19 protein-coding genes and 1 pseudogene are annotated in these 20,623 nt (G+C 71.8%); 12 read left to right on the forward strand and 8 right to left on the reverse strand.

All coding sequences use genetic code 11. The features are described 5' to 3' along the window. Window positions 1–313 (forward strand): annotated as a pseudogene (locus ABZY12_RS33325) (hypothetical protein); the annotation flags it as partial. Window positions 314–404: 91 nt separating this feature from the next. On the opposite strand, the gene ABZY12_RS33330 reads toward ABZY12_RS33325, so the two are convergent. After that, window positions 405–1,514, reverse strand: a complete 1,110-nt coding sequence (locus ABZY12_RS33330) for a ferritin-like domain-containing protein (protein ID WP_356897031.1) — start codon at window positions 1,512–1,514, stop codon at window positions 405–407. Between the two features lie 177 nt (window positions 1,515–1,691). Here ABZY12_RS33330 and ABZY12_RS33335 point away from each other — a divergent pair, with 177 nt between their 5' ends. The 4 genes from ABZY12_RS33335 (at window position 1,692) to ABZY12_RS33350 (ending at window position 5,275) form a co-directional block, all read left to right on the forward strand. Beyond that, window positions 1,692–2,627 carry a diiron oxygenase gene (locus ABZY12_RS33335; RefSeq protein ID WP_356897033.1) on the forward strand — a complete coding sequence of 312 codons (936 nt, stop codon included), beginning with the start codon at window positions 1,692–1,694 and terminating at the stop codon, window positions 2,625–2,627. 30 nt (window positions 2,628–2,657) lie between these two features. Next, window positions 2,658–3,533, forward strand: coding sequence for a TetR family transcriptional regulator (locus ABZY12_RS33340; protein ID WP_356897035.1), 876 nt, complete (start codon window positions 2,658–2,660; stop codon window positions 3,531–3,533). 88 nt (window positions 3,534–3,621) lie between these two features. Further along, the gene (locus tag ABZY12_RS33345) at window positions 3,622–3,903 is read left to right on the forward strand and encodes a hypothetical protein (protein ID WP_356897037.1); all 282 of its coding nucleotides are present in this window, start codon (window positions 3,622–3,624) and stop codon (window positions 3,901–3,903) included. Between the two features lie 76 nt (window positions 3,904–3,979). Beyond that, on the forward strand, window positions 3,980–5,275 hold the full coding sequence (locus tag ABZY12_RS33350; RefSeq protein WP_356897039.1) for an NlpC/P60 family protein: 1,296 nt from the start codon (window positions 3,980–3,982) through the stop codon (window positions 5,273–5,275). Here ABZY12_RS33350 and ABZY12_RS33355 read toward each other — a convergent pair. The 5 genes from ABZY12_RS33355 to ABZY12_RS33375 are packed head-to-tail and all read right to left on the reverse strand — an operon-like array spanning window position 5,266 to window position 11,148. Further along, entirely contained in the window at window positions 5,266–6,501 is a 1,236-nt protein-coding gene (locus tag ABZY12_RS33355; RefSeq protein ID WP_356897041.1) for a styrene monooxygenase/indole monooxygenase family protein, read from the reverse strand. The two genes, ABZY12_RS33350 and ABZY12_RS33355, sit on opposite strands and share 10 nt — an antisense overlap. A gap of 43 nt (window positions 6,502–6,544) precedes the next feature. After that, window positions 6,545–7,237 (reverse strand): ATP/GTP-binding protein, encoded by a 693-nt coding sequence (locus ABZY12_RS33360; RefSeq protein ID WP_356897043.1) that lies wholly within the window; start codon window positions 7,235–7,237, stop codon window positions 6,545–6,547. Then, window positions 7,218–7,637 carry a DUF742 domain-containing protein gene (locus tag ABZY12_RS33365; RefSeq protein ID WP_356897045.1) on the reverse strand — a complete coding sequence of 140 codons (420 nt, stop codon included), beginning with the start codon at window positions 7,635–7,637 and terminating at the stop codon, window positions 7,218–7,220. The genes ABZY12_RS33360 and ABZY12_RS33365 overlap by 20 nt, the downstream gene beginning before the upstream one ends. Beyond that, window positions 7,634–8,116, reverse strand: a complete 483-nt coding sequence (locus ABZY12_RS33370; protein WP_356897047.1) for a roadblock/LC7 domain-containing protein — start codon at window positions 8,114–8,116, stop codon at window positions 7,634–7,636. Before ABZY12_RS33370 ends, ABZY12_RS33365 begins: the two co-directional genes overlap by 4 nt. Beyond that, complete coding sequence (locus ABZY12_RS33375) at window positions 8,113–11,148, reverse strand: nitrate- and nitrite sensing domain-containing protein (RefSeq protein ID WP_356897049.1); 3,036 nt, start codon at window positions 11,146–11,148, stop codon at window positions 8,113–8,115. Before ABZY12_RS33375 ends, ABZY12_RS33370 begins: the two co-directional genes overlap by 4 nt. Before the next feature lie 363 nt (window positions 11,149–11,511). On the opposite strand from ABZY12_RS33375, the gene ABZY12_RS33380 reads away from it, so the two are divergent. Beyond that, a complete protein-coding gene (locus tag ABZY12_RS33380; RefSeq protein ID WP_356897051.1) occupies window positions 11,512–12,294 on the forward strand; it encodes a hypothetical protein in 783 nt (260 codons plus the stop codon). A 20-nt stretch (window positions 12,295–12,314) separates the two neighbouring features. Here the strand turns inward: ABZY12_RS33380 and ABZY12_RS33385 are convergent, their stop codons facing one another. Further along, window positions 12,315–12,770, reverse strand: a complete 456-nt coding sequence (locus tag ABZY12_RS33385; protein ID WP_356897067.1) for a MarR family transcriptional regulator — start codon at window positions 12,768–12,770, stop codon at window positions 12,315–12,317. Window positions 12,771–13,029: 259 nt separating this feature from the next. Between ABZY12_RS33385 and ABZY12_RS33390 the strand changes: the two genes are divergently transcribed. Further along, window positions 13,030–13,866 carry a lysozyme gene (locus tag ABZY12_RS33390; RefSeq protein ID WP_356897053.1) on the forward strand — a complete coding sequence of 279 codons (837 nt, stop codon included), beginning with the start codon at window positions 13,030–13,032 and terminating at the stop codon, window positions 13,864–13,866. A 66-nt stretch (window positions 13,867–13,932) separates the two neighbouring features. Here ABZY12_RS33390 and lon read toward each other — a convergent pair whose 3' ends face one another. Further along, window positions 13,933–16,353: an endopeptidase La gene (gene lon, locus ABZY12_RS33395; RefSeq protein ID WP_356897055.1), complete on the reverse strand. Its 2,421-nt coding sequence runs from the start codon at window positions 16,351–16,353 to the stop codon at window positions 13,933–13,935. A gap of 207 nt (window positions 16,354–16,560) precedes the next feature. Here lon and ABZY12_RS33400 point away from each other — a divergent pair, with 207 nt between their 5' ends. The 5 genes from ABZY12_RS33400 to ABZY12_RS33420 all read left to right on the forward strand — a co-directional run. Beyond that, the gene (locus ABZY12_RS33400) at window positions 16,561–17,133 is read left to right on the forward strand and encodes a hypothetical protein (RefSeq protein WP_356897057.1); all 573 of its coding nucleotides are present in this window, start codon (window positions 16,561–16,563) and stop codon (window positions 17,131–17,133) included. 319 nt (window positions 17,134–17,452) lie between these two features. Continuing rightward, window positions 17,453–18,118 (forward strand): spermidine synthase, encoded by a 666-nt coding sequence (locus ABZY12_RS33405; RefSeq protein WP_356897059.1) that lies wholly within the window; start codon window positions 17,453–17,455, stop codon window positions 18,116–18,118. A gap of 59 nt (window positions 18,119–18,177) precedes the next feature. Continuing rightward, window positions 18,178–18,915, forward strand: coding sequence for a response regulator transcription factor (locus ABZY12_RS33410; protein WP_356897061.1), 738 nt, complete (start codon window positions 18,178–18,180; stop codon window positions 18,913–18,915). After that, window positions 18,912–20,000, forward strand: a complete 1,089-nt coding sequence (locus ABZY12_RS33415) for a HAMP domain-containing sensor histidine kinase (protein ID WP_356897063.1) — start codon at window positions 18,912–18,914, stop codon at window positions 19,998–20,000. Before ABZY12_RS33410 ends, ABZY12_RS33415 begins: the two co-directional genes overlap by 4 nt. Window positions 20,001–20,281: 281 nt before the next feature. Next, window positions 20,282–20,623, forward strand: a 342-nt coding sequence (locus tag ABZY12_RS33420) for a hypothetical protein (protein ID WP_356897065.1), incomplete at its 3' end; no start/stop codon positions are given.

Genomic DNA, 20,623 nt, shown 5'->3' on the forward strand with positions numbered 1-20,623 from the left:
CGTGGACAACGGCAACATGTACGTCCGCCACGGCAAGCCCGGCGCGGTCGCCGGCAGCGTCGACCTGGAGTCGATCAAGCTGGCCGCCAACTCGGCCAACGGCGACGTCCAGTTCGGCACCAACTGGACCGGCACCAACATCACGGCCGCGATCGGTATCCCCGACGTCAACAAGGACGGCGTGCCCGACATCTGGGCCCGTGATGGCGCCACCGGCAACATCAAGCTGTACAACCCGTCCACCACCAACACCAACGCCCCCGTCAAGACGGTCCTGGCCGTCGACTGGAAGACCGTCAAGGCGTTCGGCTGATCCCAGCCGCCCGCTGAACACACCGAGCCCCGGCCACCTGCCTCACAGCAGGCGGCCGGGGCTCGCCCCTTGTCAGCCTTTCCAGGCGGCTCTACGAGGCTGCTTCGCCCTCCGCGATGGCCTCCGCCACCTCCGCCACCCGCTCCCCCTCCTCCGCCGCGAACCGCTCGGCGTCGAGGCGCTCGGCGATGTCCTCGTCCTGGGCCATCAGCTGGTCCAGGCTGGAGTCCCCGAGCTCGAGGACGCCCATGTCCAGGTAGGCCTTCTGGAGGCGTTCGCCCCACAGCCCGATGTCCTTCACGCACGGCACGATCCGGCTGAAGAGCAGCTTGCGGAACAGGCGCAGGGACTCGCTCCGTTCGGAGAGCTCCGCCGCCTCCTTCCTCGGGATGCCGAAGTTCTCCAGGACCTCGACGCCGCGCAGCCGGTCCCGCATCAGATAGCAGCCCTCGATCACGAACTCCTCGCGTTCGCGGAGCTCAGCGTCCGACAGCTGCCGGTAGTAGTCGCGCAGCGCCATCCGGCCGAAGGCCACGTGCCGGGCCTCGTCCTGCATCACGTACGCCAGGATCTGTTTCGGCAGCGGCTTGTCCGTCGTGTCGCGGATCATGCCGAAGGCAGCCAGCGCGAGACCCTCGATCAGGACCTGCATGCCGAGGTACGGCATGTCCCAGCGGGAGTCGCGCAGGGTGTCGCCGAGCAGGCTCTGGAGGTTGTCGTTGATCGGGTAGAGCATCCCGATCTTCTCGTGCAGGAAGCGGGCGTAGATCTCCGCGTGTCGCGCCTCGTCCATGGTCTGGGTCGCCGAGTAGAACTTGGCGTCCAGGTCGGGAACGGACTCGACGATCCGGGCGGCGCAGACCATCGCGCCCTGCTCGCCGTGGAGGAACTGGCTGAACTGCCAGGAGGCGTAGTGCCTGCGCATCTCCCCCTTGTCCTTCTGGGTCATCAGGTCCCAGTACCGGCTGCCGTAGAGCGTCATCACCTCGTCCGGGACGCCGAGCGGGTCGTACGGGTCGACCTCCAGCTCCCAGTCGATGCGCTTGGCGCCGTCCCACTGCTTGTCCTTGCCCTTCTGGTAGAGGGCGAGGAGGCGGTCGCGGCCGTCCTCGTACTCCCAGGTGAAGCGGGCCGAACCCGCCGCCGGTACCGGCCAGATCGGGTCTCCGGGGGCCTTCGCGTAGAGGTCGTACGTCGACACCGACGCCTCCTTCACTCTTCACTCGCACCGTTGAGCGGGCCGCTCACTAGCTCACACCTTGGTAGACACGGGGTCAATAAGTCGCGCGCGGGGGATTGACGGGCTTACTGACGCGCAGTCTCATAAGGAGTGACCTCCGGTAACCAGACTGCGAGCACAGCGAGGTGCCCCACCGTCATGACCGCTTCGATCGAGCACGACTTCACCCTCCTCCGGGACGCCCTCGGCCCCCTCCGCGACCGGGAACAGGTCGCCGAGCGGCTGCTGGAGTCCTCCCTCAAGCACTCCTTCGACCCCGAGACCGAACTCGACTGGGACGCCCCGGTCGAGGAGGGCAAGTGGTTCTGGCCGCCGGAGCTGGTGTCCCTCTACGACACCCCGCTGTGGAAGAGGATGTCCGAGGACCAGCGGATGGACCTCGCCCGCCACGAAGCCGCGTCGCTCGCCTCGCTCGGCATCTGGTTCGAGATCATTCTGATGCAGCTGCTCGTCCGGCACATCTACGACAAGTCGGTCACCAGCAGCCATGTGCGCTACGCGCTCACCGAGATAGCCGACGAATGCCGGCACTCGATGATGTTCGCCAGGATGATCCAGAAGGGTGGCGCGCCCACCTACCCCGTGCCGCGGATCTACCACAACCTGGCGCGCGTGCTGAAGACCGTCTCCACCACCCCCGGCTCCTTCGCCGCGACACTCCTCGGCGAGGAGATCCTCGACTGGATGCAGCGCCTGACCTTCCCGGACGAGCGCGTCCAGACGCTGGTGCGCGGCGTCACCCGCATCCACGTGGTCGAGGAGGCCCGGCACGTGCGGTACGCCCGCGAGGAGCTGCGGCGCCAGATGGTGACCGCGCCCCGCTGGGAGCAGGAGTTCACCCGGATCAGCTGCGGCGAGGCGGCCCGCGTCTTCTCCACCTGCTTCATCAACCCGGGGGTGTACGAGAACGTCGGCCTGGACCGCCGGGAGGCCGTCGCCCAGGTGAAGGCGAGCGGCCACCGTCGTGAGGTCATGCAGTCGGGCGCCAAGCGGCTGACCGACTTCCTCGACGACATCGGCGTGCTGCGCGGCGCCGGGCGCCGGCTGTGGAAGTCCTCCGGACTGTTGGCCTGAGTGTCGCCCTGCGGAGTTACGCTGCGTGGCATGACCAGTCCTGCCACGCCGGCCACACCCGCGTCGCACGGGCCACCCACGTCGCACGGGTCGCCAGCGTCACCCGCGTCGCACGGGTCGCCCACGTCGCACGGGTCGCCAGCGCCGCACAGGTCGCCTGCATCACCTGCGCCGCACGGGTCACCCACGTCGCCTGCGTCACCCGCGTACCGCCGGCTCAGCGTCGAAGAGCGCAGGATCCAGCTCCTCGGCGCGGCTCTGACGCTGTTCGCGCACCGGGCGCCGGACGAGGTCTCGCTCGACGACGTCGCCGAGGCGGCCGGGGTCTCGCGGCCGCTCGTCTACCGCTACTTCCCGGGCGGGAAGCAGCAGCTGTACGAGGCGGCGCTGCGTTCCGCGGCCGATGAGCTGGAGCTGTGCTTCGCCGAACCGCCCGTCGGCCCCCCGACCGAGCGGCTCGGCCGGGTCCTCGACCGGTATCTCGCCTTCGTCGACGAGCACGACGCCGGGTTCAGCGCCCTCCTGCGGGGCGGCAGCGTCGCCGAGACCTCCCGGACCACGGCGATCGTCGACGAGGTGCGGCGCGCCGCGGCCGAGCAGATCCTCGTCCACCTGGGCGTCGGCCGGCCGGGAGCCCGGCTGCGGATGATGGTCCGGACGTGGATCGCGGCCGTGGAGGCGGCTTCACTGATCTGGCTCGACGAGGAGAAGCAGCCCCCGGCCGAGTCGCTGCGGGACTGGCTGGTCGACCATCTGGTCGCCCTGCTGGCGGCGACGGCGGCGAGCGACGAGGAGACGGCGACGGTCGTCGGCCGACTCCTCGCCCAGGAACGGGCCGGCGGTCCGGTCGGCTCACTGGCCCGCCGTGTCCTCCCGGTGGTGGGCCAGGCGGCGCACCTCGTCTGACCTCTCGTCCGAGGAGCCGGCGGGGCGCGGACGGGAACGGAGGCGGCGGGGTGCGGGCGCCGACGGGTCGGCGGGGGAGACTGGTGGTGTGAGAAGCGAGAACACCCCCTTCCGTGGCGGCCCGCTGGACGGCGAGGTCCTGTCCGTCCTCGTCGGACCCACCGGACATCCGCCGAAGTGGTACGAGGTGCCGGTCCCGGACGCCGACGGCGGGCCGCCGACCGTCCACGCCTACCGCCGTGAGCCCGCCGGACACACCAAGCGGCTCGGCATCCAGCGCGGCTGGATCTACGAGTACGTCCCCGGGGGCCGCGAGCGCCGTGAGCTGAAGTGGCCCTGGTCCAAGCCGTCGGCGCCGCCGAACGAGTGAGCCACGGGGGCTGGAACGCCCCTTGATGCGTTAATCACATGATTTGGTACGTCATCATCCCGGTGGAGGTGATGACGTGTCAGGACGGCTGCTGCGCACGGTCTGCACGGGGATGCTCGCGGCGACGACGGCACTGGCGGGGGTTTCTACGGCGGCGGGACCGGCCACGGCCGACGACCCGGTCGATCCCCCGGCGGAGACCATGGACTCCCCCACGTCCGCCCCGGCGACAGACGACCCCGGAAAGACCGAAGAGACCGAGGACGCCGAAGACTCCGAAGAGGCCGAGGAGCCCGAGGACGCCGAAGACTCCGAAGAGGCCGAGGACGCCGGCGGGCTTCCGCCCCCCGGCGGTGACTCGGTCGCCGCGCTCCTCACCCGGCTCCGGACCCTCTACCGGCAGGCGGAACAGGCCACCGAGACCTACAACGCCACCGAAGAGGCCCTCAAGCTCCAGACCGCCGACACCAAGAAGCTCACCGCCCGGCTCACCGCCGCGCGCAAGGCGTTGGCCCAGGGCCGTGACGCCGCCGGGCGCCTCGCCCGGCAGCAGTACCAGGGGCACTCGGAGGTCTCCCCGTACCTTCAGCTGCTGCTGGCCCCCGACCCCCGGCGCGCCCTCGACCAGGGGCATCTGATGGTCCGCGCGGCCCGTGACCGGGCGGCCGCCGTCAGCGGCCTCGAAAGCGCGGCGAAGACGGCGGACGCGCTGGCGAGCGCCTCGCGCAAGGCACTGGACCGGCAGCGGACACTCGCCGAACGGCAGAAGAAGCAGCGCGACGACGTCCAGGCCCGCCTGAAGGAGGTCGAGCGGCTGCTCGCCTCCCTCTCCACCGCTCAGCTGACCCGGCTGACCGAACTGGAGCGGACCCAGACCGCCGGCGCCCAGCGCGACCTCGTCGGCTCCGGCGTCCTCGACGGCCCCCGCACCCCTTCGCGGGCGGGCGGAGAGGCGCTGCGGTACGCGGTGCGGCAGATCGGCAAGCCGTACGTGTGGGGCGCCGAGGGCCCGGAGTCCTACGACTGCTCGGGGCTCACCTCACGGGCCTGGGAGAGCGCGGGCCGGGCGATCCCGCGGACCAGCCAGGAGCAGTGGCGGACCCTCCCGAAGGTGCCGCTGAGCGAGCTGCGCCCCGGCGACCTCGTGGTCTACTTCCCCGAGGCCACCCATGTGGCGATCTACCTCGGCAAGGGCCTGGTCGTGCAGGCTCCGCGCCCGGGCGGCCGGGTCAAGGTCTCCCCGATCGCCGCCAACCCGCTGCTCGGCGCGGTCCGTCCGGACCCCGGCGCGACCCCCTTGGACACGTACACGCCGCCCGAGCTCCCGGCGGGAGCCACGGACGGCGCGGACGAGGGGTTCGATCAGCCCTGAGCGACGGCGCCGAGGTAGGCGGCGGTCTTCTCGGGCTCGTAGAAGAAGTTCTCGAAGTCGGCCGGGTCGTTGAAGCCGTTGGCGAACCGGTCGGCGACGGGCTGGAGCTGACCGGCGGCGCCGATCAGGTTCAGGACGTGCTCCGGGGGGACGCCGAGCATCGCGTTCGTCCACTTGGTGACGTGCTGCGCGGTGTCCCAGTAGCGGTCGAAGGTGGCCTGCATCCAGGCCTCGTCGAAGGGCTTGTCACCGTTCTCGACGATGGCGGCGAGGTACGCGGCCGCGCACTTGGAGGCCGAGTTCGAACCCTGGCCGGTGATCGGGTCGTTGGCGACGACCACGTCGGCGACGCCCAGGGCCAGGCCGCCGCCGGGAAGGCGGCCGATCGGGTTGCGGACGGTCGGGGCGTAGCGGCCGGCGAGGGTGCCGTTGGCGTCGGTCAGTTCGACCTTCGTGGCGCGCGCGTACTCCCAGGGCGTGAACTTCTCCATCAGCTCCAGGGTGAGCGCCAGGTGCTCGGCGGGGTCCTTGACGCCCTGGAAGGCGTCGAGCGGGCCGCCGGGAATGCCCTCCCAGAAGAGGATGTCGGCGCGGCCGGAGTTCGTCAGGGTGGGCATGACGAAGAGCTCGCCGACGCCCGGGACCAGGTTGCAGCGGACGGCGTCGAAGTCGGGGTGCTCGGGGCGCGGACCGAGGCCGTGGACGTACGCGACGGCCAGCGCCCGCTGCGGCTCGCTGTACGGGGAGCGGGCGGCGTCGCGGCCGAACATGGAGACCAGCTCGCCCTTGCCGGCCGAGACGAGGACCAGGTCGTACGTACGGGAGAAGTAGTCCAGGTCGGAGACGGCGGCGCCGTGGATGACGAGCTGGCCGCCGCGCTGGGCGAAGGTCTCCATCCAGCCGGCCATCTTCACGCGCTGGTCGACGGACTGGGCGTAACCGTCGAGCATGCCCACCCAGTCGATGGCGCGGGAGCCGTCGGGGGCGGCGACGGAGACGCCGAGGCCCTTGATCTGCGGGGCCTGGGGCTCCCAGAAGTTGATCCCGAGGTCGCGCTCGTGCTGCAGGGCGGTGTGGAACATGCACTGGGTGGACATGACCCGGCCGGTCCGGATCTCGTCCGCCGTGCGGTTGGACATGAGGGTGACTTCGTACCCCTGCGACTGCAGTCCGAGGGCGAGCTGGAGACCGGACTGACCGGCCCCGACGATGAGTATCTTCCGCATGGCGGGTTCCTAACGAATGATCAGCTTGGTGCGGGGGTGGCCGTTATTCGGGAGTCGCCTCGAGCGCGTGCGCGACCATCGCGAGCAGGGACTCGATCACGCTGTACCGCTTGCGTGCGTCCATGATCACGACCGGTACGTGCGGGGGCACCGTCAGGGCCTCCCGGACGTCCTCGGCCTCGAACCGCTCGGTGCCCTCGAAGTGGTTGACGGCGACGATGTACGGCAGCCCGCAGCTCTCGAAGTAGTCGAGCGCGGGGAAGCAGTCCGTCAGCCGGCGGGTGTCGGCGAGCACGATCGCGCCGATCGCGCCGCGCACGAGGTCGTCCCACATGAACCAGAAGCGCTGCTGTCCCGGCGTGCCGAAGACGTAGAGGACCAGGTCCTTGTCGAGCGTGATCCGGCCGAAGTCCATCGCCACGGTCGTGGTGAGCTTGTCGGGCGTCGCGGAGAGATCGTCGGTCTCCTCGCTGGCCTGCGTCATCAGCGCCTCGGTCTGGAGCGGGGTGATCTCCGAGACCGCGCGGACGAAGGTCGTCTTGCCGACGCCGAAGCCGCCCGCGACCACGACCTTGGTCGCGATCGGAGCCCGGGTGTGGTCCAGCTGCCAGTCCTGGGCGCCGTCCTCGGTCCGCGGATCCGCCGCGGCCTCGGACTCGCGCTCGGGCTGCGGGGGAATTCCGGAGAGGACCGGAGACTCGGAGACGGCGGAGACGTCAGAGGCGACGGAGTCCACTCAGCACCCTTTCGAGGAGCGCGCGGTCGGGCTGGCCGGTGGCGTGACCGGTCCCGTACACACGGATCTTTCCCTGGTCGGCCAAGTCGCTGAGCAGCACTCGGACGACACCCAACGGCATCTTCAGGAGCGCCGAGATCTCGGCGACGGTACGCATCCGGCGGCAGATCTCGACGATCGCCCGCATCTCCGGCATGAGGCCGCGGGCGCCGGGCCCGCCGTCCGTGATCACCTTGCGCGTCGGTGGCGCTTCGAGCGCGGCCACGAAGGTCTCGACGAGCAGGACGTGCCCGAAGCGGGTGCGGCCGCCGGTGAGCGAGTACGGGCGGACGCGCGCGGGGCGGCGGCCTTCCCCGCGGACCGGCAGCCTGGAGGAGTGGGCGTGGGAGGCGGACGTCACTGGGTGCTCTCCATCGATTTGCGCAGCTCGCTGCGGAGTTCGGGGGTGAGTACGTGTCCGGCGCGGCCGACGAAGAGCGCCATGTGATAGGCGACGACGCTCATGTCGCAGTCGGGCGTGGCGTGGACGCCGAGCAGCGAGCCGTCGCTGATCGACATCACGAAGACGCTGCCCTCTTCCATGGCCACCATCGTCTGCTTGACCCCGCCGCCGTCCATCAGCCGGGCCGCACCGATGGTGAGGCTGCCGATGCCCGAGACGATGGTCGCCAGATCCGCGCTGGAGCCCCGGGGGCCGGTGGCGCGGTGGTCCTCCTCCGGTGCGCCGCACTGGGCGGGGTCGGAGGACAGCAGGAGCAGCCCGTCGGAGGACACCACGGCGACGGAGCGGACGCCTGGCACCTCCTCGACGAGGTTGCCCAGCAGCCAGTGCAGGTTACGGGCTTCTGTGCTCAGTCCGAATGTTCCGGTCGCAGTCAACTGCGTGCCTCCTCGACTGTGTCCCCCGTCTTCTCCTCGGTACGTGCCTCGGTACGTGTGGTCTCTACGGCCTCGATCTCCGCCTCCACGTCCCGGCGGCCCTCCTCGGCACCCCGGTGGAACCCTCCGAGCCTGCGGCGCAGCGCCTCGGCGTCCACACCGCCCTTGCGGGGGGCGGTCGGGGTGTCGGCCGGGCGGACTATCCGCGGCGTGCGCTTGGGCAGGCCCTTGTTGGTGACCCGCTGGGCCTCCGGCTGGTCGTCCGGCTCGGGGCGGTCGTCCGGCTCCGGCTGATCGTCCGCGTGGGCCGCCACGTGGGCGTCGGCCTGGGCGTCCGCGTGCGGCGGTTCCTCCGCGGCGCGCTCGTGCGTGTCCGGCTCGGACGGCGGGTCGGGGAGACGGACGTGGAGGGTCGTCTCGGCGACGGTCTCCCGCGCGGCGGCTTCGGGTGCGGACGCCTCCGTGGAGGGGCCGTCCGGCGCGGGCGCGGCGTCGGGCACGTGCTCCGGCTCGGGCTCGGCGTCCCCGTCCGGAGCCGTCTCCGGCTCGGGCTCGGTCTCCGGTGCGACCGCCTCCGGCGCGGTGTCGGGGGCCACGTCGGCGTCCGCCGCCTCGCGCACCGCCTGCGCCTCGGGCTCCGGGCCCTGCGCCCCGGCCGGGGTCTCCTCCGCCGCCGCGATGGCCTGTTCCGCGGCCTCGACGAGCGGGTCGCGGGGGCGGGACGGCAGCGTGTTGGAGTTCGCCTCGGCGACCGAGCCGGGGAGGTTCAGGGCGGGGGCGGCGCCCCCGACGGGGACGGTCGGCGGGGTGGCGGCCGGCGGGGTCGTCGGAAGCAGCGGCAGCGGCAGCACGACGACGGCCGCGATGCCGCCCTGCTTCTGCTCCCGCAGCTCCACGCGTACGCCGTGCCGGGCGGCGAGCAGGGCGGTGACGCGGATGCCGAGCCCCTCCCCCTCGACGTCGGCCGGGTCGGCCTCGGCGAGGCGCGCGTTGAGCTCCGCGAGCCGGGACTCGGTCATGCCGATGCCCTCGTCCTGGACGGAGAGCATCACCTCGCCGGACTCCAGGAGCCAGCCGGAGAGCTGGACCTGGGCGTCGGGCGGCGAGAAGGCGGTCGCGTTCTCCAGGAGTTCGGCGACCAGGTGGCTCAGGTCGTCCGCGGCGAACCCGGCGATCTGCGTGTGCGGCGGAAGGGACTGGATGGTGACCCGCTCGTACCGCTCGATCTCGCTGACGGCCGCGCGCACCACGTCGACGAGCGGGACGGGGCCGGGGTGGCCGTGGACGTGCTCGTGGCCGGCGAGGACCAGCAGGTTCTCGCTGTGCCGGCGCATGACGGTGGCCATGTGGTCGAGCTTGAAGAGGGTGGCGAGCCGCTCCGGGTCCTGCTCCCGCTCCTCCAGCTTCTCGATGACACCGAGCTGGCGCTCCACCAGGCCCAGGCTGCGCAGGGAGAGGTTGACGAAGGTGTGGTGGACGCTGTTCCGGAGCCGTTGGAGTTCGGCGGTGAGCCGGGCGGTGTGGCCCTGGAGTTCGGCGCGCTGCGCGGCGAGTTCGGTGGCGAGTGCGTCGCGGGCGCCGGCCAGGTCGGCGCGCTCGCCGTCGAGCTGCTCGGTGCGGACGGCGAGGGCGGCCAGCTTGCCATGGAGCGTGTTGAGGGACCGTACGACCTGGGCGAACTCGTCGTTGCGGCCGGTGAAGCGGACCGGCTCCTCCGACTCCGGGGCGGCCGCGAGGCGGGCGGCTCCGATGCGTACCGCCGCCAGGGGGTGGGTGAGGCTGCGGGCGACATAGGTCGAGATGCCGATGGCCACGAGGAGGCAGCCGCCGAGGAAGGCGATGCGCACCTCGAGGGCGGTGACGTCGTCGTCGCGGAGCTGGGCGAACCGCTCGACCTGCTGGGTGGCCAGGGCGGACTCGACGCCCCGCATCTGCTCGATACGGGCCGAGAGCGCGGCCTCCAGCTTCTCGGGGTCGGTCTTCCGCTCGGACTTGCTCAGCTCGGGCTGGTCGGTCAGCCGCGTCAGATAGCGCTCCGCGCTCTTGACGTCCGGGCCGGTGACGGTGGCGGCGAGGGAGTCGCGGCCCTCGGCGGTGGCGGCCTGGTCGAAGTCGGCGAGGGCGCCGAGTTCACGGACCCGGGCCTGCTGGGCGGCGGCGGTCAGGGCGTCCCGCGTGCGGGCCGCCTCCTCCGCGCCGTCGGCGTCGGCGGCGACGTACGTACCGGTGACGGGGTCGTAGTACGTGCCGGTGGACTCGGGCTCGGGGACGGCGAGGGCGGCCAGGAGCAGTCCGCGGCCGGCCGAGGCCTGTTCGACGGCGCGGCCGAGGGCGGCGGGGGCCCGGGTGGCCTCGGCGGCGCGGGCGGGGGTCTTCTCGGCGAGCTCCTCGGCGAGGGCATGGAGCTTGTGGATGACGTCCGAGTACGCCTTGTGGGCCTCCAGGGCCGTGCCCTTGCCGGTGAGGGCGGTGCGGCGGAGGGAGGGCAGGCCGGCGAGGTCGCGGCGCAGTTCGGTGGGGGCGGCGGGCCGGATCTCGTCGATCTGGCGGTCGACGCGGGTGGAGCGGGCGTTGGTGATCTGCCGCCTGTCCTCGCTGTCGCCGGTCTGCTCGTCCCGGCCCGCCGCGATGTAGGCGACGACCTCGTCGCGCTCGTCGGCGAGGGAGTGGGCGAGGGTGACGGCCTGACGGTCCAGTTCGGCGAGGGTGACCAGGCGCTGGGAGTCGGCCAGTTCGCCGGAGGCGGTGAGGATCACGGGCGCGCCGGCGGCGAGGACGGTGACGCCGACGAGGGCGACTCCGGCCACCAGGCGGTTGCGGACCCGTCGAGGGCGGCGGGCGGGCGGCGCGGCGGGAGTGCCCGCGGTACCGGCGACGGCTGCGGCGCCGGGGGTGCTGTCGCTGCCGGGGGCTCCGGGGGCGCCTGCGGTGCCGGGGCCTGTGGCGTCGCCCGTGGTCAACGGGTCACCGGGGCTCTGGCTCCGCGTGCCGTTGTTGCTCCGAGGCCGCTTCTTCTGCACCGGTGCTCGCATTCTTGACTCGTCCACCCATGAAGCAGAGGTGACGACCGGTCACATGAAAGAGCGCCCCCACCCCTGGTACGGCTTCCGACCATTCCAGCGCTTCTGGGAAGGGGACGCGCATCGGCCGCTCCGCCACCCGAACGAGTGAACAACACTCATGAGTTGGCGAACAACTTCCGCGAGAGGCCGGTGCGGGCCTCCGTGCGGCGCCGGTTGGATCTTCCGCGTGGGCTTTGGCAAGATGCCCGCCCGCAGCTTCTCGGAGGCCCTCATTCCGCCTTTCGCCCATGCGTGGAAGGGCTTGGTACAGGCCATATTCGGCCGTTTGGAGGGGCTGTGAAGGAGTGATGCAGGCAGGGGCAGACTGGGGGCATGCGCACTGAAGCGGCCTCCCTCCCCGGCACCTCCGAACGGCCCAACGAGGACTGGGCAGCCGCAGCTCTGCCCGCTATCGGCACAGGCGGGACGGTCGTGGTGCTCGACGGGGTCACGCCGCCCGTCGGGGACGACGGATGTGTGCACGGCGTCCCCTGGTTCACCGCGCGCCTCGGCGGAGCTTTGACCGAACTGTCCAGTTCTCTGCGTGAGATGACGCTGGCCGAGATCTTGTCGACGGCAATCCGGCGCACCGCGGAGGCTCACCGCGACAGCTGTGACCTTTCTCACGTACGTACTCCCCAGGCGACGGTCGCGATGGCCCGCTGGGACGAGGAGCGGGTGGAGCACCTGGTGCTGTCCGACGCCGTCCTGCTCCTGGAGGCACCGGACGGGGCGGTACGGGCGGTCCGCGACGACCGGCTGGACCGCGTACCGCCGGAGACCCTGCGCTCGGTCGAGGCGACGGACCGGCTGCGCAACCAGGAGGGCGGCTTCTTCACCGCCGCGGCCGACCCGGCGGTGGCGGAGCACGCGGTGACCGGCACGACGGCCCGCTCGGCGGTACGGGCCCTGGCGGCGCTCACGGACGGCGCGGGGCGCTGGGTGGAGCTGTTCGGGGCGGGCGACTGGGGGGACTGCTTCGGGGTGCTGCGGAAGGAGGGCGCGCACGGTCTGCTCCACCGCGTGCGGGCTCTGGAGGCGGCGGACGCGGCGGCGGCCGGCTTCCGCCGCTGGAAGCCGCACGACGACGCGACGGCGGTCTACGCGGAGCTCTGAGGCGCTCGCGCCCCGGCGCCTCAGCTCTCCGCGCGGGTGTTCAGCTGGTGCAGCAGCCGGGCCAGTTCGGCGACCTCGCCGCGGTCCCAGTCGGCGAGCTTGCGGACGTACCGCCCGCGCCGCGCGTCCCGTACACGACGGAAGCGGCCCTGGCCCTCCTCCGTGAGTCGCACGAGCGAGGCGCGCCCGTCGGCCGGATCGGGGTCGCGGGCGACGAGGCCGAGGTCTTCCAGGGCGCGCAGCTGGCGGCTCATGGTCGCCTTGCCGACGCCGAAGTAGCCGGCGAGGTCCGTGGCGCGCTGCGGCCCCGCGTCGTCGAGGCGTACGAAGAGTCCGTACGCGGCGGGCTCCAGTTCCGGGTGGACCTCGCGGGCCATCTCACCGGACTGGGCGCGGGCGCGGCGCAGAAAGACCGCCAGTTCCCGCTCCAGGGCCAGGAATTCCTGGTCCACACCACTTCGCGTTGTCGGCGTGATGGGGTCGCCTTCACTCCCCGTACCGCTTCCGTGCACGTCAGCACCCCTCGCACGCTTTCCGACCGCTGAAAGTTTCTTTCACCGCGGTCCATCGCCGCAGCTCCACCAGTATTTCGCAGGAGTAGACCAACGGCAGCACCCAGGCCCTCTTCCGCCGCACCGGTCTACGTGCGTAGCGTCTGTCCCGGCGTCTTCGCTGACATGTCCACACCAGGACATGTCGACATCGCTCTCCCACCGAGCCTTTCGGAGGCACGCAATGCCCGTGCACAGATCCGGAAAGACCCTCGCCGGCGTCGCGCTCGCGGCCCTGGCCCTCCTCCTGCCCGTCACCCTCTCCGGCACGGCGACCGCCGCGGACGACCCCGGCGCCCGGCAGGTCCCGGCCCGCGGCTCCGCCTGGATGGGCATGGGAGTGCCCGAACACGACGGCCAGGGCGGAAAGCCCGGCGGCATCTCGATCCAGGCCACCCAGACCGAGGGAGTGGACGTCTCCAGCCACCAGGGCAACGTGGCCTGGTCGACGCTGTGGAACAGCGGGGTGAAGTGGGCCTACGTCAAGGCGACGGAAGGCACGTACTACAAGAACCCCTACTTCGCGCAGCAGTACAACGGCTCGTACAACGTGGGCATGATCCGTGGCGCGTACCACTTCGCGACGCCCGACACGACGACGGGCGCGGCACAGGCCGACTACTTCGTGAACAACGGCGGCGGCTGGTCCAGGGACGGCAAGACGCTGCCGGGCGCGCTGGACATGGAGTGGAACCCGTACGGCGCGACCTGCTACGGCAAGACGCAGTCCGGGATGGTCGCCTGGATCCGCGACTTCGTGAACCGGTACAAGTACCGGACGGGCCGTGACCCGGTGATCTACACGGCGACCAGCTGGTGGAAGCAGTGCACCGGCAACTACAGCGGCTTCGGTTCGACCAACCCGCTGTGGATCGCCCGGTACGCCTCCACGGTGGGCGAACTCCCGGCCGGCTGGCCGTACTACACGATGTGGCAGTACACCTCGTCCGGCCCGACGGTCGGCGACCACAACCACTTCAACGGCGACCTCTCCCGCGTCCAGGCCCTGGCCAACGGCTGAGCTCCCGCCCCTTCGACGGCCCCCCGGGTGCGCGGCACACCCGGGGGGCCGTACGCCGTCCGGCCGTTACGCCGCCACGCCCACCGCGACCTCCGCCGGGGAGAGGGCGATCTCGAGGACCTGGCGGACGTCGGTGACCGGGTGGACCTCCAGCTTGTCGAGGATCTCGGCCGGGACGTCGTCCAGGTCGGCCTCGTTGCGCTTGGGGATCACGACCGTCGTGATGCCCGCCCGGTGCGCGGCGAGGAGCTTCTGCTTCACGCCGCCGATCGGCAGGACCCGACCCGTCAGCGACACCTCACCCGTCATCGCCACGTCCGTGCGGACCAGGCGGCCCGAGAGCAGCGACGCCAGCGCGGTCGTCATCGTGATGCCCGCGCTCGGGCCGTCCTTCGGGACCGCGCCCGCCGGGAAGTGGATGTGCACGCCGCGGTCCTTCAGACCGGTGACCGGAAGCTCCAGCTCCGCACCGTGCGAGCGCAGGAAGGAGAGCGCGATCTGCGCGGACTCCTTCATCACGTCGCCCAGCTGTCCGGTCAGGGTCAGTCCCGCCGCGCCCGTCTCCGGGTCGGCGAGCGACGCCTCCACGAAGAGGACGTCACCGCCCGCGCCCGTGACCGCGAGGCCGGTCGCGACGCCGGGGACGGCGGTGCGCCGCTCCGCCGGGTCCTGCGCCGACTCCGGCACGTGGTGCGGGCGCCCGATCAGCGCCCGCAGATCATCCGGGGTGATCGTGAACGGCAGCTCCCGGTCGCCCAGTTCGTGCTGTGCCGCGACCTTCCGCAGCAGCCTCGCGATCGAGCGCTCCAGGGTGCGGACGCCCGCCTCCCGGGTGTACTCCCCCGCCAGCTTGCGCAGCGACGCGTCCTCAAGGACGACCTCGCCCGGCTCCAGGCCCGCCCGCTCCAGCTGCCTCGGCAGCAGGTGGTCACGGGCGATGACGATCTTCTCGTCCTCCGTGTACCCGTCGAGCCGCACCAGCTCCATCCGGTCGAGCAGCGCCTCCGGAATGGCCTCCAGGACGTTCGCCGTCGCCAGGAAGACGACGTCGGACAGGTCGAGTTCGACCTCCAGGTAGTGGTCCCGGAAGGTGTGGTTCTGCGCCGGGTCGAGGACTTCGAGGAGCGCCGCGGCCGGGTCGCCGCGGAAGTCGGAGCCGACCTTGTCGATCTCGTCGAGCAGGACCACCGGGTTCATGGACCCGGCCTCCTTGATCGCCCGTACGATCCGGCCGGGCAGGGCGCCCACGTACGTACGCCGGTGGCCGCGGATCTCCGCCTCGTCCCGTACGCCGCCGAGCGCGACGCGGACGAACTTCCGCCCCATCGCGTGCGCGACGGACTCGCCGAGCGAGGTCTTGCCGACACCGGGCGGGCCGACGAGCGCGAGCACGGCGCCTCCGCGCCGGCCGCCGACCACGCCGAGGCCCCGCTCGGCGCGCCGCTTGCGCACCGCCAGGTACTCCGTGATCCGCTCCTTCACATCGTCCAGACCCGCGTGCTCGGCGTCGAGGACACCCTTCGCGCCCTGGATGTCGTACCGGTCCTCGGTCCGTTCGTTCCAGGGCAGCTCAAGGACGGTGTCGAGCCAGGTGCGGATCCAGGAGCCCTCCGGGGACTGGTCGCTGGACCGCTCCAGCTTCTCGACCTCCTTGAGCGCCGCCTCCCGGACCTTCTCCGGCAGGTCGGCGGCCTCCACGCGCGCGCGGTAGTCGTCGGACTCGTCGCCCTCCGACTCGCCGTTGAGCTCCCGCAGCTCCTTGCGTACGGCCTCGAGCTGGCGCCGGAGCAGGAACTCGCGCTGCTGCTTGTCCACGCCCTCCTGGACGTCCTTGGCGATGGTCTCGGCGACGTCCTGCTCGGCCAGGTGGTCGCGCAGCTGCGCGGTGGCGAGCTTGAGGCGGGCGACCGGGTCGGCGGTCTCCAGGAGCTCGACCTTCTGCTCGACGGTGAGGAAGGGCGAGTAGCCGGAGTTGTCGGCGAGCGCGGAGACACCGTCGATCTGCTGGACGCGGTCCACGACCTGCCAGGCGCCGCGCTTCTTCAGCCAGCTGGTGGCCAGCGCCTTGTACTCCTTGACCAGTTCGGTCACGGCGCCGGGCAGCGGGTCGGGCACGGTCTCCTCGACGACGCTGCCCTCCACCCAGAGGGCGGCGCCGGGGCCGGTCGTCCCCGCGCCGATCTTCACGCGGTCGCGCCCCCGGATGAGCGCGCCGGGGTCGCCGTCGGAGAGCCGGCCGACCTGCTCCACGGTGCCGAGGACGCCTGTTCCGGCGTACGTCCCGTCGACACGGGGGACGAGCAGCACCTTCGGCTTGCCGGTCCCGGAGCGCGCGGCGGCCTGGGCGGCTTCCACCGCGGCGCGTACGTCGTTGTCGGACAGGTCGAGCGGCACCACCATCCCCGGCAGCACGACCTCGTCGTCGAGGGGCAGCACGGGCAGGGTGAGCGTCGGGTACTCCGTCGACTCGGCGGTGTCGGCAGTCATGATCTCCCCTTCGGCAGTCAAGTTGAGCTATGCCGACTCAATGCTTGTGAGCCCCTGAATGTTCCCCGGCGCCCGTTCGCTCTGAGCGATCGGGCCGGCGGCACGAGGGCCCGCTGACGGCGATCGTGCGCGACTGAGCCGGAGACGGCCGCACGGGGCATGCACCGGCTCTGGTCAACCGGGTCGGCCGAGGGCATGCTCTGCGACATGGTGGGCGGGAGCGGGAACGGGAACGGGAACGACGGCCGGAGCCGGAGAGCGTACGCGGGGCCGTGGATCGCCGCGGTGGCGCTGGTCGCGGCGTGGACGGTGGCCGGCTGCGCGCAGGACCCGGCGCCGGCCGGCGCTCCGGGGTCGGCCGCACCGACCCCTCCTTCCGCCGCGCCCGGCCTGTCGATTCCGCCGACCCCGACCGGGGACGACCACCGTCCCGGCCCGAAGGAAGTCCTGGTCGAGGTGAACGTCAGCGGCGGACTGGCCGGTGTCGCCAACCAGCTGATCGTCCGTTACGACGGCAGCTACACCACCCGCTCCGGCACCGGGCCCCCGCGCACCGGCCGCATGACCCCGGCCGAGGTCGCCGAACTCCGCACGGCGCTCGAGGCTCCGGCGTACGCGGCGGTGCCCGCCCGGCCGACCGGCGAGCCGGTGGCCGACGGCTTCCAGTACGTCGTCTCGTACCGCCACCGCGTCATCGTCGCCGGGGACGGCGGCCGGCCGGCGGCGCTGGAACGGGTTTTCGCCGCCCTGCCCGACGGCGGACCTCCGACGAATCCCTGACCCGCGCGCCCCAGGATGAACCGCCGGGCGTCCGGGGAGCGAGAGACGGAGCGTGAGACTGTCGCGCCCCGCAGAGGGCGGACGAGGACGACGACTCGGCGCTGTTGCGCGCGATCGCCCTGGGGGACGCCGAGGCGCCGGCCGTGCTGTGCGCGGTACGCGGCGCCCGTCCGGTACGGAACTGAACAGGCCCACGTGGAACAGGCCGTTCTCCACCGGGCCGCCCACCGTCACGCCGCCCAAACGGTTTGTCCCGGGCGCGCCCGCCCCGGGAGGATGGCCGGACGACCCGACGAGCCCGAGATCGGAGCGAGTGAACATGCCGAGCCCCGTCACCCTCGACCGCCGCGAGGGACCGTACGGAGAAGTCGTGCTGCGCCGGCGCGGCGAGCACTTCGAGATCATCGCCAACGGCACCTTCCTGATGGACACCTCCGACGGACGCTCCGAGCGGCTGCTGGTCGACGCGGCGATGGACGCCCTCGGCGGGCGCCACGGCGCCTCCGTCCTGATCGGCGGCCTGGGCGTCGGCTTCTCCCTCGCACACGCCGCGGCGGACCCCCGCTGGGCGCGGATCGCGGTCGTCGAGCGGGAGCAGGCCATCATCGACTGGCACCGCGCCGGCCCGTTGGCCGCCCTCTCCGGCGAGGCGCTCGCCGATCCGAGGAGCGTGATCCTGCACACGGATCTCGTGGAGTACGTCCACACTTCCCCCGACACCTACGACGCGCTCTGCCTGGACATCGACAACGGCCCCGACTGGACCGTCACCGACGACAACGAAAACCTTTACTGCGCCCAGGGGTTGGCGGCCTGCGCCGGGCGTCTGAATCCCGGAGGAGTCCTCGCCGTGTGGTCCGCGCAGCCCTCCGCCGATTTCGAAGCCTCCTTGCGGAATGCCGGATTCAGCGGGGTACGGACGGAAGAGATCCCCGTTGCCCGGGGCGTCCCGGACGTGGTGCACCTCGGCATACGGCCTGCGTAGCCGGGACGCCGCCGCTGCCTCTACGCTGCTGAGCGACATCAGCTACGCGAGGCAGGGCAATGGAGCAGACACACACCACTCACCACGGTGCGGCGGCCACTCCGGGCGCGCAGCGGCGGGTGCTGGTCGTCGAGGACGACACGACGATCGTGGATGCGATCTCCGCGCGACTGCGGGCGGAGGGTTTCCTCGTCCAGACGGCGACCGACGGCCCGGCCGCGGTCGACGCGGCCGAGGCGTGGCAGCCGGACCTGATGGTGCTCGATGTGATGCTGCCGGGCTTCGACGGCCTGGAGGTCTGCCGTCGGGTCCAGGCGCAGCGCCCGGTCCCGGTCCTGATGCTCACCGCGCGGGACGACGAGACCGACATGCTGGTGGGGCTCGGCGTCGGCGCCGACGACTACATGACCAAGCCGTTCTCCATGCGCGAGCTGGCCGCACGGGTGCACGTCCTGCTGCGCCGGGTGGAACGGGCCGCGATGGCGGCGGTGACCCCGCGCAGCGGGATCCTGCGGCTCGGCGAGCTGGAGATCGACCACGCGCAGCGTCGGGTCCGGGTCCGCAGCGAGGACGTGCACCTGACCCCGACCGAGTTCGACCTGCTGGTCTGCCTGGCGAACACCCCGCGGGCGGTCCTCTCCCGGGAGCAGCTGCTCGCCGAGGTGTGGGACTGGGCGGACGCCTCGGGCACCCGGACCGTGGACAGCCACATCAAGGCGCTGCGCCGGAAGATCGGGGCGGAGCGGATCCGTACGGTCCACGGCGTCGGATACGCGCTGGAGACCCCGGCGCCGTGAGCCGGGGACGGGAGGGCCGCACCAGGCGCCGGATATTGATCTCGATCAAGACCAAGCTGGGCGCCCTGGTCGTCGGCGCGGTCCTTCTGACCTCCTGTCTCGCCCTGGTGGCGATCCGGACCTCCACGGAGTTCCGCTACATCACGATCTTCGCGATGATCGCGACGCTGCTGATCACGCAGTTCGTGGCGCAGTCCCTGACGGCGCCGCTGGACGAGATGAACACGGTGGCCGGGTCGATCTCGCGGGGTGACTTCAGCCGGCGGGTGCGCGGTGCTGACCGCCGCGACGAGCTGGGCGATCTCGCCTCGACGATCAACCGGATGGCGGACGACCTGGAGAGCGTCGACCGGCACCGCAAGGAGCTGGTCGCCAATGTCTCGCACGAGCTGCGCACCCCGATCGCCGCGCTCCGGGCCGTCCTGGAGAACGTCGTCGACGGCGTCTCCGAGGCCGATCCGGAGACGATGCGGACGGCGCTGAAGCAGACCGAGCGGCTCGGCCGTCTGGTGGAGACCCTGCTCGACCTGTCACGTCTCGACAACGGTGTCGTCACGCTGAGGACTCGCCGTTTCGAGGTGTGGCCGTATCTGTCGGGGGTGCTCCGGGAGGCCAATCTGGCCGCCTCGCAGCGCGGCCTCACCTCCAGCTCCGGGCTGCACAACCGTACGGACGTCCATCTGCACCTCGACGTGTCGCCGCCCGAGCTGACGGCGCACGCGGACGCGGAGCGGCTGCACCAGGTGATGGCGAACCTCATCGACAACGCGGTGAAGCACTCCCCGGCGCACGGCCGGGTGACCGTACGGGCCCGGCGCGGCCCGTGGCCGGACTCGCTGGCGCTGGAGGTCGAGGACGAGGGGCCGGGCATTCCGGAGGCGCTGCGGCACACGGTCTTCGAGCGGTTCAACCGCGGATCGGTGCCGGCCCAGGCAGGTCCGGGCAGCGACGGCGGTACGGGTCTCGGCCTCGCGATCGCCCGCTGGGCGGTGGATCTGCACGGCGGGGAGATCGGAGTGGCCGAATCATCACGCGGCTGCCGGATCCAGGTCACCCTTCCGGGCAGCCTTCCGGCACGCGATTGACGTAGGGTTCGAACCGGAAGTGCACGTTCTGCGTGTACGTGATCAGGACGTGAGCAGGACGTGGTCAGGGATGCGAGCCCCCAGGGGTCGCAACCCCCGCCTTCCCTACCCGGGAGAGGGCAGAACCACGCTTGTTTCCCGCCAAACCATGCCCCGAAACACTCCGTCAAGTGTGACTTGCGCGACGTTGGAGTGCCCGGCCTGCACCTCTCGGCCAGGGAGGCGTAGCCTTTATTTCCGCTGTCCATCACCTTGTGAAGCGGAAGAGGGCGGTTACCGCCGTGTCGTCTCAGTCCCCCAGTAACTCGAGCATCTCCACCGACCAAGACGGGCAGGGTCAGAACCCTGCAACCGCCTTCGGCGCCAATGAGTGGCTCGTCGACGAGATCTACCAGCAGTACCTCCAGGACCCGAATTCGGTCGATCGTGCCTGGTGGGACTTCTTCGCCGACTACAAGCCCGGCTCCTCGGAGACTCCCGCCGCCGCGGGGGCGGCCGGAGCCACTCCCGCCGCACCCACCACCCCGAGCGCGCCCGCCGCGCCGCAGGCGGGCCCCGCACAGGCCGCGCCTGCCGCACCGGCGGCCCCCGCTCAGGCCGCTCCGGCTCGGCGGGCGCCGGAG

The organism is Streptomyces sp. NPDC006551, from assembly GCF_040611675.1.
Taxonomy (GTDB): domain Bacteria; phylum Actinomycetota; class Actinomycetes; order Streptomycetales; family Streptomycetaceae; genus Streptomyces.